Source organism: Clostridium sp. 7_2_43FAA, assembly GCF_000158375.2.
In the GTDB taxonomy this organism is placed as follows: domain Bacteria; phylum Bacillota; class Clostridia; order Clostridiales; family Clostridiaceae; genus Clostridium; species Clostridium tertium.
In genome coordinates this window covers 695,336-709,608 of sequence record NZ_JH815222.1, presented here as the reverse complement: position 1 = coordinate 709,608, position 14,273 = coordinate 695,336, and the positions used below count along the sequence as shown (strand labels likewise).

The following is a 14,273-nucleotide window of genomic DNA, read 5'->3' as shown; positions in this document are numbered from 1 at the left end:
ACCTACTTAGATAATCTTTTTAATATACGATTTTGAATTAATGTAAAAATTAAAATTAAACCAAATAAGATAACTGCTGCTGCCATTCCTTGTCCATAACGGTTTTCAACATAGAACTTATTGAATATATAGAACACGGCTGTAGTGGCACTATCTGCAATACCTGCTTTTCCATTAAATATTGCAAACACTTGAGCATAAACCTTAAATGCACTAATAAAATTAACCATTAATAAAAACGTAATAATTGGTATCATTTGAGGTAACGTTATTCTAAAAAATTGTTCAATCTTTGTTGCTCCAAACATATCTGCAACTTTATAATAACTTTTATCAATATTTCTTAAACCTGAAAGTAATATAATTATATTAAATGCAAGTCCTGACCATATACCAAATATAACTAGTGTTATCATGCTCATATTAGGATCATCTAAAAAATTTATTGGTCCAACATTAAAAAGTCCTAATATATAATTTATAAATCCATATTCACCATTTAATAAAAATCTAAAAACTATACCAACCGCTATTACACTTGTTAAATACGGTATAAAGAATATGGTTTCAAAAATATCTTTATGTTTAATTCTTTCATAAATTGTAATTGCAATAAACATTGAAATAATTAATCCTACAGGTACAACTACAAAAGCAAAAATAGCTGTATTGCCTAATGCAGTATGAAACTTTGGATCTTTTAAAACAATCTCATAATTTTTAAATCCATTAAGTGTTAAATTATTTAAAGTTCCCTTTTGAAAAGACATAATAAATGTTTTAATTAATGGTAATACATTAAATATTCCAATTACTATTAAAGCAGGTAAAAGAAATAACCATGCTTGTGGTGAATTTTCTGCTCTATACTTTAACTTTCTCATTAGTATACTCTAACTCCATTCTCTTGGAATATATAGATTCCATTATAGTCGATATCAAGCCCTAATTCGTCGCCTTCAAGTACTCTTTTACTTATATCAGTAATTGATTTTGAGTTTACATCATTCACATTGAAGTTCACTATACAGTCTTTTCCTATTAACTCAACAGATTCAACTTTAACTTTAAATAATGGATTTTCACTCATTTCAAAGTATTCTGGTCTTATTCCAACAAAATACTTATTTTCACTTAAATCTTGCTTAAATCTATCTTTATTTAATAAATTTAAATCAATATTGAAATCCCTTGTCTTTAATATATTTCCTTCTTTTTCAACCTCAAATATATTAATTATAGGATTTCCCATAAACTTAGCTACAAATAAGTTTGCAGGCTCTAAATATAAATTTTGAGGTATATCAAATTGTTGAACTACACCTTCATTCATTAACACTATCCTATCACTTATAGATAATGCCTCTTCTTGATCATGAGTAACAAAAATAGTAGTAATACCTATTTCTTTTACAAGCCTTCTTATTTCTTCTCTTATTTTAAGTCTTAATCTTGCATCTAAATTACTTAAAGGCTCGTCTAATAATAAGATTTTTGGATTTTGAACTAATGCCCTTGTTATAGCAACTCTTTGTTGTTGTCCACCTGACATTTCCCCTGGCTTCTTATTAGCTAATTCTTCGATACTTGTAATTTTCATATACTTTTTAGCTATTTCAATTGCTTCACTTTTAGGCTTTTTCTTCTTTCCAACTGTAAGAGGGAACATAACATTTTCTAAAACTGTCATGTGAGGATAAAGCGCATAGTTTTGAAATACTAAACCAATATTTCTATCTTTAGGATGTTTTCCAATGATAGATTCATTATCAAATTTGATATCTCCACTAGTAGGATCTAAAAGTCCTGCAAGTAAATTTAATATAGTTGTTTTTCCACAACCACTAGGTCCTAATAGACAAACAAGTTCACCCTCGTTAATCTCAAGATTAATGCTTTTTAAAGCTTCATAACCATTGTTATAAACTTTTCTAAGTTCTTCAATATGTATCATGTTTCACCTCTAGTGTTTATTTTTTATGTTAAATTCTAAATTTAAATACAAATATAATATACTAAATTTATTAATTCCACACAATATTTATTCGCATTTTTAACTTTAAATAAATAAATTTTAACATTTGTTAATATTTTTTTACAATTATTTTAATACAATATTATATATTTCTGAAAAAGTAGTAAATTTATTCATTGTTAACATTTGCATTTAATATACTATAAAATTCATACGAATATTTTCTTAAATCAGTGACTTATTTATTCTATTTATAATAGATTTTTATAATAAATTTTTCTCTCTATAATATAATTTCCTAAAAATAATTAAATATAATGCATACAATAAGAAATTTGTAATTATTTTATGCATTTTATTCTTCTTATTTATATAATAGTTTTAGCTATGCCATTATCTAATCCACGATATGCATTATATTTTGGAACCATATAATCTTTAGCTTTTTATTTTAAATAGATATTTCAACTATGATTAATTATAAAAATTTTAATACTATTTATCTTTAAATAAAAAAAATAAGTAGTATTAAACAATATTATAATACTACTTATTTTTTTATTTTATTTTTTATAATTATTGAATCTTTTCTATTATATTTTATATTATTATAAAGTGATTCTATTTCATTTTTCTATTTAACATTTCAGCACTTTATAAAAATCTTAACATACCAATGCCCTATAAAAATCACCGTATTTATTTATCATTTCTTGAATTTCAGAAAAAGGAATTTTAAATGTTATGAACCCCGCTGAGTACGGCCCGATTTCATACGGTTGAAAATAAATATATAAATTGTTATTATCAACATAAAAATCTTGATCTTCTTTTATTCCCTTAAATTGATCTTTAAATACATATTCATATTGCTTATCATTTTCTATCATATCACTAATAATTTTATTTAATTCTCCTACCCAGTAAACTCCTCCCTTAAATAAATCTCCTAGTGAGTAAAACTTACCTGTCACTAAATCAATAGTTGGAGTTTTTCTATATGGCATTCCATGAGCTGCCCCAAGCGGATAATGATATCCCTCAATTTCCAAAACTAACAAATTATTACTAAAGTATTTTATATTGAAATCACCATAATAATTATAATTAAGAACATCATTTTCTGTAATAGTTAAATTACCTTGAACACCATTATTTTCACTAGGGCTAAAATAAGACATTCCCCTTAGCTTATTATTAATTTCAATTTCTACGTTCTTATCTTTTATTCCTTGTACTACAGGCATATATATTAAATAGTTGATATTAGGCTTATATTTTTCTTTTAATATACTATAACGATTATCTAGATATATAATGTCATTAGGTTTATAAATTATGTTATCAGACCTATCTAAATAATATGGTGAGTAATCTATATTAGCATAAATTAATCCACTCTTTATTGATAATTCACCACTACCGCTAACCTTAGGTAGATTTTCATCCCGATTTCCAGATAAGTCGATAAAGAAGGTATCCATTTTATCTGATGCATATGCTAATCCATTATTATAATCACCAACTGCTAAATAATTAAAATCTGTTAATCTATTTCCACTTGTATCTCCTATTGCATATATACTTCTAAGTTTTAAGTCTTCATCTCCTATTGGAATGCCTAAAGCTACCCTTCCTTCCCCTAGAATCTTAATATCACTAAAATTAGGTTCATATATATATCTTCCAGTTTTATCAATAAGTCCATATGGACCTTGAAAGCTGTCTGACTCACTAACTATTGCTACATTATCTCTAAATCCTTGTGCTGATTTAAATTTTGGTTTAATTACTACTTCTCCATTAATATTTATATAACCTAAAGGACCTTCAAATGAATTTCCAAACACCAGGAGTCCGTCTCCATATTGAGATACATAGCTATAGTTATACGTATTTACAATTTGACCATAAGGATTTATTAACCTATATTCCCTTTCATTAAATTTAACTAAAGCTACTCCTTCATTAAAGCTATTAGCTTCTAAATATATTGGTGCAATTATATCATATCCTTCTAAATCAATGTATCCATACCTAAAGCTACCATTATTATTACTGAATCCAACAACGGCTCTTCCTTCGCTGTAATCACTTATAAAATTGTATCTTTTATTTGTTATAACATTCCCCTTTTCATTAATAACTCCCATATAATTATTAAATACCCAAATTGCTCTATTTTCCTTGAAATTGCTGATACTATCATAAATTGGCTTAATAACGTATTCCCCATTCTTATTAATTGCTCCGAATTTTTCTCCTACCCTTACTATAGCTAATCCGCCACTATTAAAATCATATGCACTTGAGTAAGCTGGTTCAATAGCAAACATTCCTCTACTATTTATATATCCATAAATTTCGCCTTCCTTTGTATTTCTTAAAGCTGGATATAGTCTCTCGCCATTTATTCTATTTTTTATTGTAAAACTTTCTATTTTATTATTTTTATTTGAATTCACTTTAATTCTCCCAATAAATTACTCTTAATACAATATATGAATAGTTCGGATATAAAGTGGCTAATTTATGAAAAAAGTGTATAAAATACGTTTATTTTATACACTTTCTTATTATTAATCTATTTTTATTTAATTTTCTTATATTAAATCTTCAACTTATAAAGCAGCTTTATATATATTTAATACATCCTCAGCATTAAGTGGTTTAAAGTTGCCTATTGTTTTTCTTATTCTTACTGATTGATTTGCCATTTCTTCAAGTTTTTCCTCATTTATTCCAACTTCTCTTAATGTAGTAGGTATATCTAATGAAATGAAAAACTCTCTTGTTTTATTTATAGCTTCTTTAGCTAAATCATATTTTTCTTTGCTTCTATCTAAATCCCACACATTAATAGCATATTCAACAAACTTATCTACTGTATTATCATCTAGAACATATTCCATCCAAGCTGGTGTCAATATTGCAAGGCCTACACCATGAGTAATATCATAATAAGCACTTAATTCGTGCTCCATTGGATGAACACTCCAATTAGTTTTTTTTCCATAAGTTAAAAGTCCATTTATAGCTAAACTTGAAGCCCACATAAGATTTGATCTTGCTTCATAATTTTCAGGTTCATCCATAGCTATTCTTCCATAATTAATGCAAGTTTTTAAAATTGATTCCGCCATCCTATTTTGAATATAAGCTCCTTCTGTATTATTAAAATATACTTCAAAAATATGACTCATTATATCTGCTGTTCCAGCTGCAGTTTGATTTTTTGGTACAGAAAAAGTATATGTTGGATCTAATATAGAAAACTTAGGCGCCATTTCTGGATTTCCTGTTCCTAATTTCTCATTAGTCTCTATATTGGTAATTACTGCTCCTGTATCCATTTCTGAACCTGTTGCTGAAAGAGTTAATATACTTGCTATTGGAATTACACTCTTTATTTTACTTGGATCTAAAACTATATCCCAAGCATCACCTTCATAGCTAATTCCTGCTGCAATGACCTTTGCACAATCAATAGTACTACCACCACCTACTGCAAGAACTAAATCTATATTATTTTCTCTACAAATATCAATGCCTTTTCTTACACTTGTTATTCTTGGATTTGGCTCAATACCTGAAAGTTCAAAGAAACTTATATCGTTATCCTTTAAAAGCTTAATAACCTTATTATAAAGCCCTATTTTCTTGATACTTCCTCCACCATATGCTAATAGTATTAATAAATTACTTTTTATATAAAATAGATTCAGTTTCAAATAATTTAATGAAAACATAGACTTTATAAAATACAAAAATTATATTTAAATAATAAAAAATCTACGAGCTTATATCGTAGATTTTTTTATTATTTATCATATGTTGCTTTTCATACTTACTTTGAAATAAATATACTATTCTAAGAATAAAATTGAGCGTTCAGGTATTCTTAAATATAAATTTAATTTATTTTTTCTACTATCCCACTCTTCTTTTTTTACTTTATATATCATTACACTATTTTCATTCTTTTCAATTGAATTTTTATTTACAAACATTATATTATATTCAAATACATTTTCTACTACCTTATTTATTTCACACTCTATAATGTTTTTTTCATTATTTATATCATAATTATCAACAAACTCAAAATTATGAGCTCTAATACCAATATAGTTAGTATTTTCAGGAATTACTTTTTCTGTTTTTAAAATGATATCCCACTCTGTAGCATGAATCTTGTTTGAAGATAAAACTTTGCATTTTGAAATATTTTTGCATCCAGTAAGTATTGCAGCTTCCTTAAGCTTTGGATTTTCAAAAATCTCCTTAGTATTTCCTAATAATATTGAATTTCCTTTGTCAATAATAGCAATATTTTTACAAAACTTATAAACTTCGTCTCTACTATGAGTAACCATAAGAACTTCACCATTATATAATTTCAAAAATTCTAGGACCTCTGTTTGCAGCTGTTCTTTTAAATATGAATCTAATGCTGAAAAAGGTTCATCAAGCATTAATATATCTGGTTTATATATTATACATCTTGCTATAGCAACTCTTTGCTGCTGGCCACCAGAAAGTTGACTTGGATATTTCTTTTCAAGACCTTCTAGATGAAAAGACTTTATGATTTCTTTTACTTTTATTTCTTTTTCTTTTTTATATTCTTTTATACCTATTCCAATATTTTCTTCCACAGTCATATTAGGAAATAAAGCATAATTTTGAAATAAGTATCCAATATTTCTTTCTTGAGGTTTTAGGTTAATCTTTTTTTCAGAATCAAATAGCACTTTCCCATTGAGTATAATACTGCCTTCATCTGGAGTTTCAATTCCAGCAATACATTTTAGAGTCATGCTTTTCCCACTGCCTGAAGCTCCTAAAATACCAAGATAATCACCATTTGTTTCAAAAGAAACATCAAGAGAAAATCCTTTTAGTTTTTTCTTTATATTAACAAATAAACCCATTATCTTCTTCCTTACTTAATATATTTTCTTTCCTTAAGAGTAAAATAATTTGTTAAAACAACAACTGCAAAAGAAATTATAGTAACAATTAAAACATAATTAGTGGCTGATGCCATATCTCCCGCTGCTACATCTGCATAAATCGCTAGTGGTAAAGTCCTCGTCTTATTTGCTATATTTCCAGCTATCATCGCTGTAGCTCCAAATTCTCCAAGACCTCTTGCAAAAGCTAATATCCCACCAGAAGCAACTCCTGGCAATGCCAGCGGCATAATAATACGCCAAAAAATTTTCCTTTCTGACATTCCTAATGTTCTTGCAGCCATTATTAAATTTTGATCAACTTGTTCAAATGCTCCTCTTGCAGATCTATACATAAGAGGAAATGCTATAACTACCGAAGCTATTACAGTTGCTGACCATGAAAAAACTATTTTTACTCCTAAAAATTCTAATAAAAGTTTACCTATTGGTCTATTTACTCCAAATATAAGTAAAAGAAAAAATCCCATTACTGTAGGTGGTAAAACTAATGGTAATGTTAAAATTCCATCTAAAATCATTTTTATTTTTTCAGATTTTATTTTTACAATAGCCCTTGCTATGAATAGTCCTAATAAAAATGTAAAAACCATAGATACAGTTGCGGTCTTTAATGAAATTATTATTGGTGATATATCCATTATATTCTCCTATTTATTACCTGAAAATCCGTAAGATTCAAATACTTTTATTGCTTCTTCAGATTGTAAAAACTCAGTAAAGCTTTTTGCTGCTTCTTGATTTTTAGTAGCCTTCACTATTCCTAATGGATAAATCACCTTAGAAACGCTTCCTTCTGGTGCTTCTAAAACTACTTTTACTTTATCATTTGATGCTGCATCTGTTGAATAAACAATTCCTGAATCAGCACTTGCCTCAGCAACCCAAGTTAAAACCTCTGTGACATTTGTTCCAAGGCTTGCTTTGGAGGACACTTGGTCCCAAATTTTAAGATTTTCAAATAACTGTTTTGCATATTGTCCAGCTGGTACACTTTCTGGATCTCCTATAGCTATTTTATCAGATTTTAATATATCTTCAAAAGTTTTTATATCTTTACTATTCTCTTTTGGAACTATAAGTACAATTTTGTTTTCAAGAAGTTCGACAATAGAACTTTCTTGAATTAAACCCTTTTTATTTAATTCATCCATTTGTTTTGTTGCTGCAGACATAAATACATCTATTTCTGCTCCCTCTTCAATTTGAGTTTGCAACTTTCCTGAGCTATCATAAGTTGCTTGAACCTTAATATTAGGATACTTTTCATTAAACATAGGAATTAACTTATCATCCATGCAATTTTTTAAACTTGCTGCTGCTGCAATAGTAATAGTTGATTCTTTTTCTTGTGAGTTATTTGTATTATCTGTAACATTATCCTTACTACACCCAACTACAGAAAAAGCTAATAAGAACATACTTAAAATTAATGATATTTTCTTTTTCATTTTACACACTCCTAATTTATAAAATACTATCGTTATAATAAAATAAAACCAATTTAATTTTAATAAAACAATTCAAAACAGAATAAAACAGAACAAAACTGAACAACCATAATTATATTGTAAACATTTCCCATTGTCAATGAATTTTAATTTTATATTTCTTTTCATCTAACTTTATATTTAGAGTTAACAGATATATAAAAAATATAATAATAACTATAAAAATAGTTATTAAATTCTTCAATCCATTTACTAATTGTTATATTTTAAATAATATGTTAAATTATTTTTATACTAATAAAATGAAAAGGTGAATGAAATGAATGAAGATATCTTATATACGCCAGATGAGATTGCTCAAAAATTAAAGATAACTAAAAGTACAGTATATGAAATGATAAAGCGTGGAGATTTAGATGCTCATCGTATGGGGAAACACCTTCGTATATCTAAATCCCAATTTGAAATTTATCTTTTAAAATCCAAAGGTTATGAAAATAGCTATGAAGCAACTTTAATTTCTGAAGATGAAGAAACTTTTGCATTAATTGATTCTGTAAAAATACAAGTAAGTACTGAATTAGAAGGTAATGTTAGAATTTCTATTCGTCCTGAAGATATTATCTTAAGTAAAGGTACATTTATAAGTAGTGCAAGAAATGTTCATAAAGGAATTGTGACTGATATTATATTAGATGGTAATAGCGCAAAGGTAGTTTTAGATATTGGTATTCCACTAGTGGCATTAATAACTAAAAAATCTTTAAATGAAATGGCTATAGAAAATGGACTTGAACTCTACTCTATTTTTAAAACCATGTCTGTAAAAGTTTATAAATAATACTAATCACTCAAACTTTAACCTCATATTATTTATGGCAAATTAAATATTAATTATTTTTAATCAAAATAATAAGCCTAAGAATGATTTTAGTTTTCACTCTTAGGCTTGTTTTTAAATTTATAAAGACTTCAATATTTCTGTATTTTTCAAAATATTCATTAATGCAATATCTTTTATTAGTAGCTTATCTACTCTAAAATAATTATTAGCTGCATTATCTAATAATTAAATATCATATTGACTAAGGAATACTTAATCAGCAACTTTATTTATTTTCTTCTTTTTCAAATATGATACTAATTCATCATAATTATTTTCAGCTACTGATTCTTTTGATTTAAAATCATCTATTTTTTTATTTGAATTTATAATACTTTCATAGTTTGATAAAGTATCTAATATTGCAGCTTTAAAAAGCGGAATGACATCTATTATTCTTTTTATTCCATATACATATTCGTCATCACTAATATTAAAGCACTTAAATAATCCTGATGTTAATCTGCCATCGGAAAACATATAGATATATCTATCTTTCATTTCATCTGATAAATCTACTTCAACTTTGTGCTTGTACAATCTAAATATTATTCCTTTGTCTTTTATAAATATAGGAAATATCGTTGAAAAAAGAATAACTACATCTTCCTCTTTATCTGCTACTCCACTAAAATCATGTTCATTAAGCTTTGTTAAAACTTCATCCGTAAATATAGAATCCTTTATTTTTTTACCTAATTTTGCTTTTAACTTTTGTTCTTTTTCTTCAATTAGAAAATTATCAATTGAACTAAATAATTTACTGATTTTACTTATATTTTTTTGTGAATTATTCATACTATACATCTCCTTAAATAGTTCAATAAAAAGTCATTACAATACTTTCATTTATTTTACTTAGCAATAAATTTATTAATTATAACTTTATTATAATATACTTTATAAAACCACACAATTTTACCAACTAATTTTATAATTAAAACGATAAAAATATTCATTCTCTAAAAATATTTCCCTTTAAATTTACTTTTTACAGCATCAGTAACTACTTTAAAATCTTCTTCATTTTCTGAGAATAATTTTATAAGTTTTTCTTTTGCATCAATATGCTCTTCATTATTTTCATCAAGGTGTACTATTGGTCTAAATAGCTTATGAAATTTCATAAATAATATCGGATGCTTCTTTGCAAAAGCCTCCATCTCATCTATATGCCTTTCCTCCTTAGTTGCATTTTTTAACCATTTAAAAATATAATCATATTTTTCTTCCATACAAACACTTCCTTCATTAGTTTTACTTTTATACTTTTCTCAAATTTGTATACTTTTATGTTAATATAACAAAATCTAAATATAAAAACTATATTTTTCCCATATCCAGTCTAAAAACTTTATTCTATTGGAATATTACTTCTTTTACTTCAATTAAGTTGTTAAAACTTTTATAAGAAAGTTTTTTTATTTGTTCATCAGCTTCTTTTAAATCAACTATATGTACTACCTTCATATTTCCATTATATGCAGCCTTAATTCCTGCTAGTGAATCCTCTATTACAATACAATTTTCAGGATTCACATTAAGCTTGCTTGCTGCCTTTATAAATATATCAGGATTAGGCTTAGTTTTCTCAACATCATCTTTACACACTAAATCATCAAATAAATGCTTAATTTTTGCTTTATTTAATTGCTTTTCCATTCTCTCTTTTGTTGCTGAAGTAGCTAAAGCTATTTTGTAATTATTTTTTCTTAAATATGTAAGCAACTCATAAGCTCCTTCTTTTAATGGTATATTCTTTTCTATTTCTTTAGCTAAAGCCTCATCTTTTTCTTTATACATTTCTTCTATTGGAATATCACTACCAAATTCATTCTTAAATACCTTCTTAACATTTTCACGACCAGTTGCTATAACTTTACAATATATTTCCTTAGTCATTTTATAACCGTACTTTTTACAAACCCTTGTCCAAACATTTAAATATATTCTTTCTGTATCAAATAGAACTCCATCCATATCAAAAATTACTGAGTCTATCTCATCCATATTAAGCTGCATATTATCCTCCGAATTTTCCTACAAATAATTAATTAATTTTCTAAATCTCACTATATCTAAGCTATACAATAGTAAAGTTAATATATTTGGTTACAACCAAGAATAAACTCTTAGATAATCAACTATTAATTATCTTTGAGTTTATTTTCTGTAAACATATTATTAATATTTTATTTTTCCTTAAGCATTTTATCCATTTCATTATTAATCACATTATAGATGGCCTTAGCAACGCCTAAATTATCATTACTATCTGTTATATATTTAGCTATAGCCTTCACCTCTGGTATAGCATTTTTCATTGCAACAGTTTCCTCAAATATTTCAAACATTGAATAATCATTAAAGCTATCACCTAATATCATAACATCTTCTCTTGCTATGTCCATCTTAGTAGCAACCTTTTCTAAGATTATTCCCTTTTGAGCATTTATATCAGTTATTTCTATATTATCTCTAAATGATGATGAAATAGCTAATCCCTCAATTTCTCCAAGAACTTTTTTCATCTTATCTATAAGCTCTATATCACTATGGAAAGCAACAAACTTTCTTACTTCTACTCCCTCTTCAAAAAACTTATCTAAATCATCAATAAATTGTAAGCAAGTAAAGAAACCTAAATTTTCAGCAACTTCTCTTGCTTCCTCTTCTGTTAAAGACGGATTAAAACTCATTGTTCTAAAAATAATTTCTTGAAGTGCCATTTCTCTTGTAGATGTCGTAAACACACCCTTTTCTGTAAATATACGAGCTGACATTTTATTTTTATCTAATATTTCAATTATCTTCTTTGCACTTTCTTCTTTTATATTTATTACATCTAAAATATTTCCATCTTCATCTCTATATTCTGCTCCATTTGAAAGAACACATTGAGCCTTTATGTTATGTTTGTCTAATAAAACCTTAACACTGTCATATTCCCTGCCTGTAGATATTGCAAATATTATACCTGCTTCTTCTGCTTTTCTAATTGCCTCTACAGTTTCAATATCTATGTCATGGTCATTATTTAATAAAGTTCCATCCATATCTGATGCTATTAATCTTATCATAAATATTCCTCCGTTTTAAATATATTTGATTCTATATTATATAATATCATACATTTGTAATTTTATATAAATTTATACTAATTACTTTTTAACTTTTAATATATATCTTGATTTATAATCTACCTAATTAAAATAAATGGTGTATTAAATAATTAATATATTTATTTATGTAAAATAGCAAACTTGAAATTATTGATTATTTAAACTTTTATTTCATTATTCTAAATTTCCCAGTGAATCTCCTATTTACCAAATAATAAATATTACATTTTATTAAAGAAGTAAATTTTAAGATCTATAAGCGCTTTAAAGTTTATATAAAAAAATATGCATAAAAATACTCCCATACCTAGTTGATTTTATAGATATGGGAGTATTTTTACTATTTATTATATTGTGGTTCTTGTTGTTTTACAAAATCAAGTCTTGATTGAAGTGATTGCTCAACACCATCCATTGTACTTGCAAGTTGATTAAACATTTGTTTTGCTTGTTCGTTATCTGTATCTAAAGAAAATGTCTTCATATCGGCAGCTAATCCTTTTGCGCTAGCTAGAGCTGTTTCAAGTTTAGTTCCTGTTGGCATAGTATTTCCTCCTTTATATTTTGTATCGCAACTTTATTTTGTTCATTATCTAACTTAATATTCAATATAAATATTCTTTTTATTTTGAAATATATTCCTTTCAATCTAAATTTCATTTGATTATCTTTTTTTATAATTCATCCAAATATTTATATTAAGAAATGAATTAAAACCAATCTTACTGGTTAAAGTAAGTGAGAAAGATTTTATAAATATAAAGGAGGCTTTTATATGACTGCTATTTCCAAGGTAAAACAAACACTAGCTACATTAAAAGGCGCTGAATCTACTTTAGAAATGTATTCATTACAAGAACGTGATAAAGAATCTAGAAATATATATATTGAGGCATCTAAGGAAATAAATAAGATAAAAACTGATTTAGAAAAAAGAATAGGTGTTATGGAGTTTGAAGAACCCCAATATAAAGGTAACTAAATGAGGTGGCATATGAGTTCTTGGTTAATAATATCATTTAAATCAATAGTTTTATTTTTTTTAGCATTAGTCATAACAAGATATATAAAAAAGAAAACCCTTGCCAGGTCTACCCCATTTGATTTTATTTCTTATTCAGTAATTGCTATTATAATTTCTTTACTTTCTTTAAATGTAATTAACAATATTTACTTGGGATTAATCCCATTAGCTGTTTGGGCTTTAATGCCTCTTATCTTAGACTATGCTTCAATGAAGAGTAAATATATTTATAATATAATCCATGGTAAAGAAAGAGTATTAATTAAAAACGGAAAAATAATGGAAGATAACTTATCTAAAGAAAGAATTACAGGTCAAGAATTTTTACAACAATTGCGTTCTAAAAAAGCATTTAATTTAGCTGATGTAGAATTTGCTCTTATGGAAACAAATGGAGATATAAACATAAGTTTAAAAGCTGATAAAAAGCCCGTCACTTCATATGACTTAGGGAAAAAAGTAGCTCCTAAAGTTGAGCCACAAACAGTTATTCTAGACGGAAACATATTAAATGAAGGACTTACTAATGCTGGGCTAAATCATGGATGGCTTACAACCCAACTAGAAATCAAGGGCGTTTCACTTGAAAATGTTTTTTTAGGTCAAGTTGATTCTTCTGGAGACTTATATATAGATCTATTTGATGATATGATACAAGTCCCTAAAAATGAAATTAAAGAAATGCTATATGCAAGTCTACTAAAAAGTCAATCGGATCTTATGTCATTTTCTCTAGATACTGACAATAAAGATGCAAAAAACATGTACTTAAATGATGCAAAAAAATTAGAACAAATTCTATTAAAATTAGAACCCTATTTATTACGTTAGAAGGTGAAATA

The 14,273-nt window shown here is 26.4% G+C and carries 15 protein-coding genes; 3 read left to right on the top strand and 12 right to left on the bottom strand.

Annotation, left to right across the window (positions count from 1 at the left end; all coding sequences use genetic code 11):
• Positions 1 to 2: 2 nt before the first annotated feature.
• From CSBG_RS04915 to modA, 7 genes are all read right to left on the bottom strand, one after another.
• Complete coding sequence (locus tag CSBG_RS04915) at positions 3 to 884, bottom strand: sugar ABC transporter permease (protein ID WP_008677587.1); 882 nt, start codon at positions 882 to 884, stop codon at positions 3 to 5.
• A complete protein-coding gene (locus tag CSBG_RS04910) occupies positions 884 to 1,954 on the bottom strand; it encodes an ABC transporter ATP-binding protein (RefSeq protein ID WP_008677586.1) in 1,071 nt (356 codons plus the stop codon). Before CSBG_RS04910 ends, CSBG_RS04915 begins: the two co-directional genes overlap by 1 nt.
• 686 nt (positions 1,955 to 2,640) lie before the next feature.
• Positions 2,641 to 4,440 carry a WG repeat-containing protein gene (locus CSBG_RS04905; RefSeq protein ID WP_008677584.1) on the bottom strand — a complete coding sequence of 600 codons (1,800 nt, stop codon included), beginning with the start codon at positions 4,438 to 4,440 and terminating at the stop codon, positions 2,641 to 2,643.
• A gap of 156 nt (positions 4,441 to 4,596) precedes the next feature.
• Positions 4,597 to 5,724 (bottom strand): iron-containing alcohol dehydrogenase, encoded by a 1,128-nt coding sequence (locus CSBG_RS04900; RefSeq protein ID WP_008677581.1) that lies wholly within the window; start codon positions 5,722 to 5,724, stop codon positions 4,597 to 4,599.
• Positions 5,725 to 5,841: 117 nt separating this feature from the next.
• A complete protein-coding gene (locus tag CSBG_RS04895) occupies positions 5,842 to 6,909 on the bottom strand; it encodes an ATP-binding cassette domain-containing protein (RefSeq protein WP_008677580.1) in 1,068 nt (355 codons plus the stop codon).
• Between the two features lie 11 nt (positions 6,910 to 6,920).
• Positions 6,921 to 7,592, bottom strand: coding sequence for a molybdate ABC transporter permease subunit (gene modB, locus CSBG_RS04890; RefSeq protein ID WP_008677579.1), 672 nt, complete (start codon positions 7,590 to 7,592; stop codon positions 6,921 to 6,923).
• A gap of 9 nt (positions 7,593 to 7,601) precedes the next feature.
• Entirely contained in the window at positions 7,602 to 8,402 is an 801-nt protein-coding gene (gene modA, locus CSBG_RS04885; protein ID WP_008677576.1) for a molybdate ABC transporter substrate-binding protein, read from the bottom strand.
• Positions 8,403 to 8,721: 319 nt separating this feature from the next.
• Here modA and CSBG_RS04880 point away from each other — a divergent pair, with 319 nt between their 5' ends.
• The gene (locus CSBG_RS04880) at positions 8,722 to 9,243 is read left to right on the top strand and encodes an excisionase family DNA-binding protein (protein ID WP_008677574.1); all 522 of its coding nucleotides are present in this window, start codon (positions 8,722 to 8,724) and stop codon (positions 9,241 to 9,243) included.
• Positions 9,244 to 9,498: 255 nt separating this feature from the next.
• On the opposite strand, the gene CSBG_RS04875 is transcribed toward CSBG_RS04880, so the two are convergent.
• The 5 genes from CSBG_RS04875 to CSBG_RS04855 all read right to left on the bottom strand — a co-directional run bounded on the left by CSBG_RS04875 (position 9,499) and on the right by CSBG_RS04855 (position 12,951).
• The gene (locus tag CSBG_RS04875; protein ID WP_008677573.1) at positions 9,499 to 10,083 is read right to left on the bottom strand and encodes a hypothetical protein; all 585 of its coding nucleotides are present in this window, start codon (positions 10,081 to 10,083) and stop codon (positions 9,499 to 9,501) included.
• 164 nt (positions 10,084 to 10,247) lie between these two features.
• Complete coding sequence (locus CSBG_RS04870; RefSeq protein WP_008677572.1) at positions 10,248 to 10,520, bottom strand: hypothetical protein; 273 nt, start codon at positions 10,518 to 10,520, stop codon at positions 10,248 to 10,250.
• 124 nt (positions 10,521 to 10,644) lie between these two features.
• Positions 10,645 to 11,307 (bottom strand): HAD family phosphatase, encoded by a 663-nt coding sequence (locus CSBG_RS04865; protein WP_008677571.1) that lies wholly within the window; start codon positions 11,305 to 11,307, stop codon positions 10,645 to 10,647.
• 170 nt (positions 11,308 to 11,477) lie between these two features.
• On the bottom strand, positions 11,478 to 12,365 hold the full coding sequence (locus CSBG_RS04860) for a Cof-type HAD-IIB family hydrolase (RefSeq protein ID WP_008677570.1): 888 nt from the start codon (positions 12,363 to 12,365) through the stop codon (positions 11,478 to 11,480).
• Between the two features lie 382 nt (positions 12,366 to 12,747).
• Positions 12,748 to 12,951, bottom strand: a complete 204-nt coding sequence (locus CSBG_RS04855; RefSeq protein ID WP_008677568.1) for a DUF1657 domain-containing protein — start codon at positions 12,949 to 12,951, stop codon at positions 12,748 to 12,750.
• A 231-nt stretch (positions 12,952 to 13,182) separates the two neighbouring features.
• Here CSBG_RS04855 and CSBG_RS04850 point away from each other — a divergent pair, with 231 nt between their 5' ends.
• Both CSBG_RS04850 and CSBG_RS04845 read left to right on the top strand, forming a co-directional pair.
• Complete coding sequence (locus CSBG_RS04850) at positions 13,183 to 13,389, top strand: DUF1657 domain-containing protein (RefSeq protein WP_008677566.1); 207 nt, start codon at positions 13,183 to 13,185, stop codon at positions 13,387 to 13,389.
• A 12-nt stretch (positions 13,390 to 13,401) separates the two neighbouring features.
• Positions 13,402 to 14,262: a DUF421 domain-containing protein gene (locus CSBG_RS04845; RefSeq protein WP_008677563.1), complete on the top strand. Its 861-nt coding sequence runs from the start codon at positions 13,402 to 13,404 to the stop codon at positions 14,260 to 14,262.
• Positions 14,263 to 14,273: the final 11 nt, after the last annotated feature.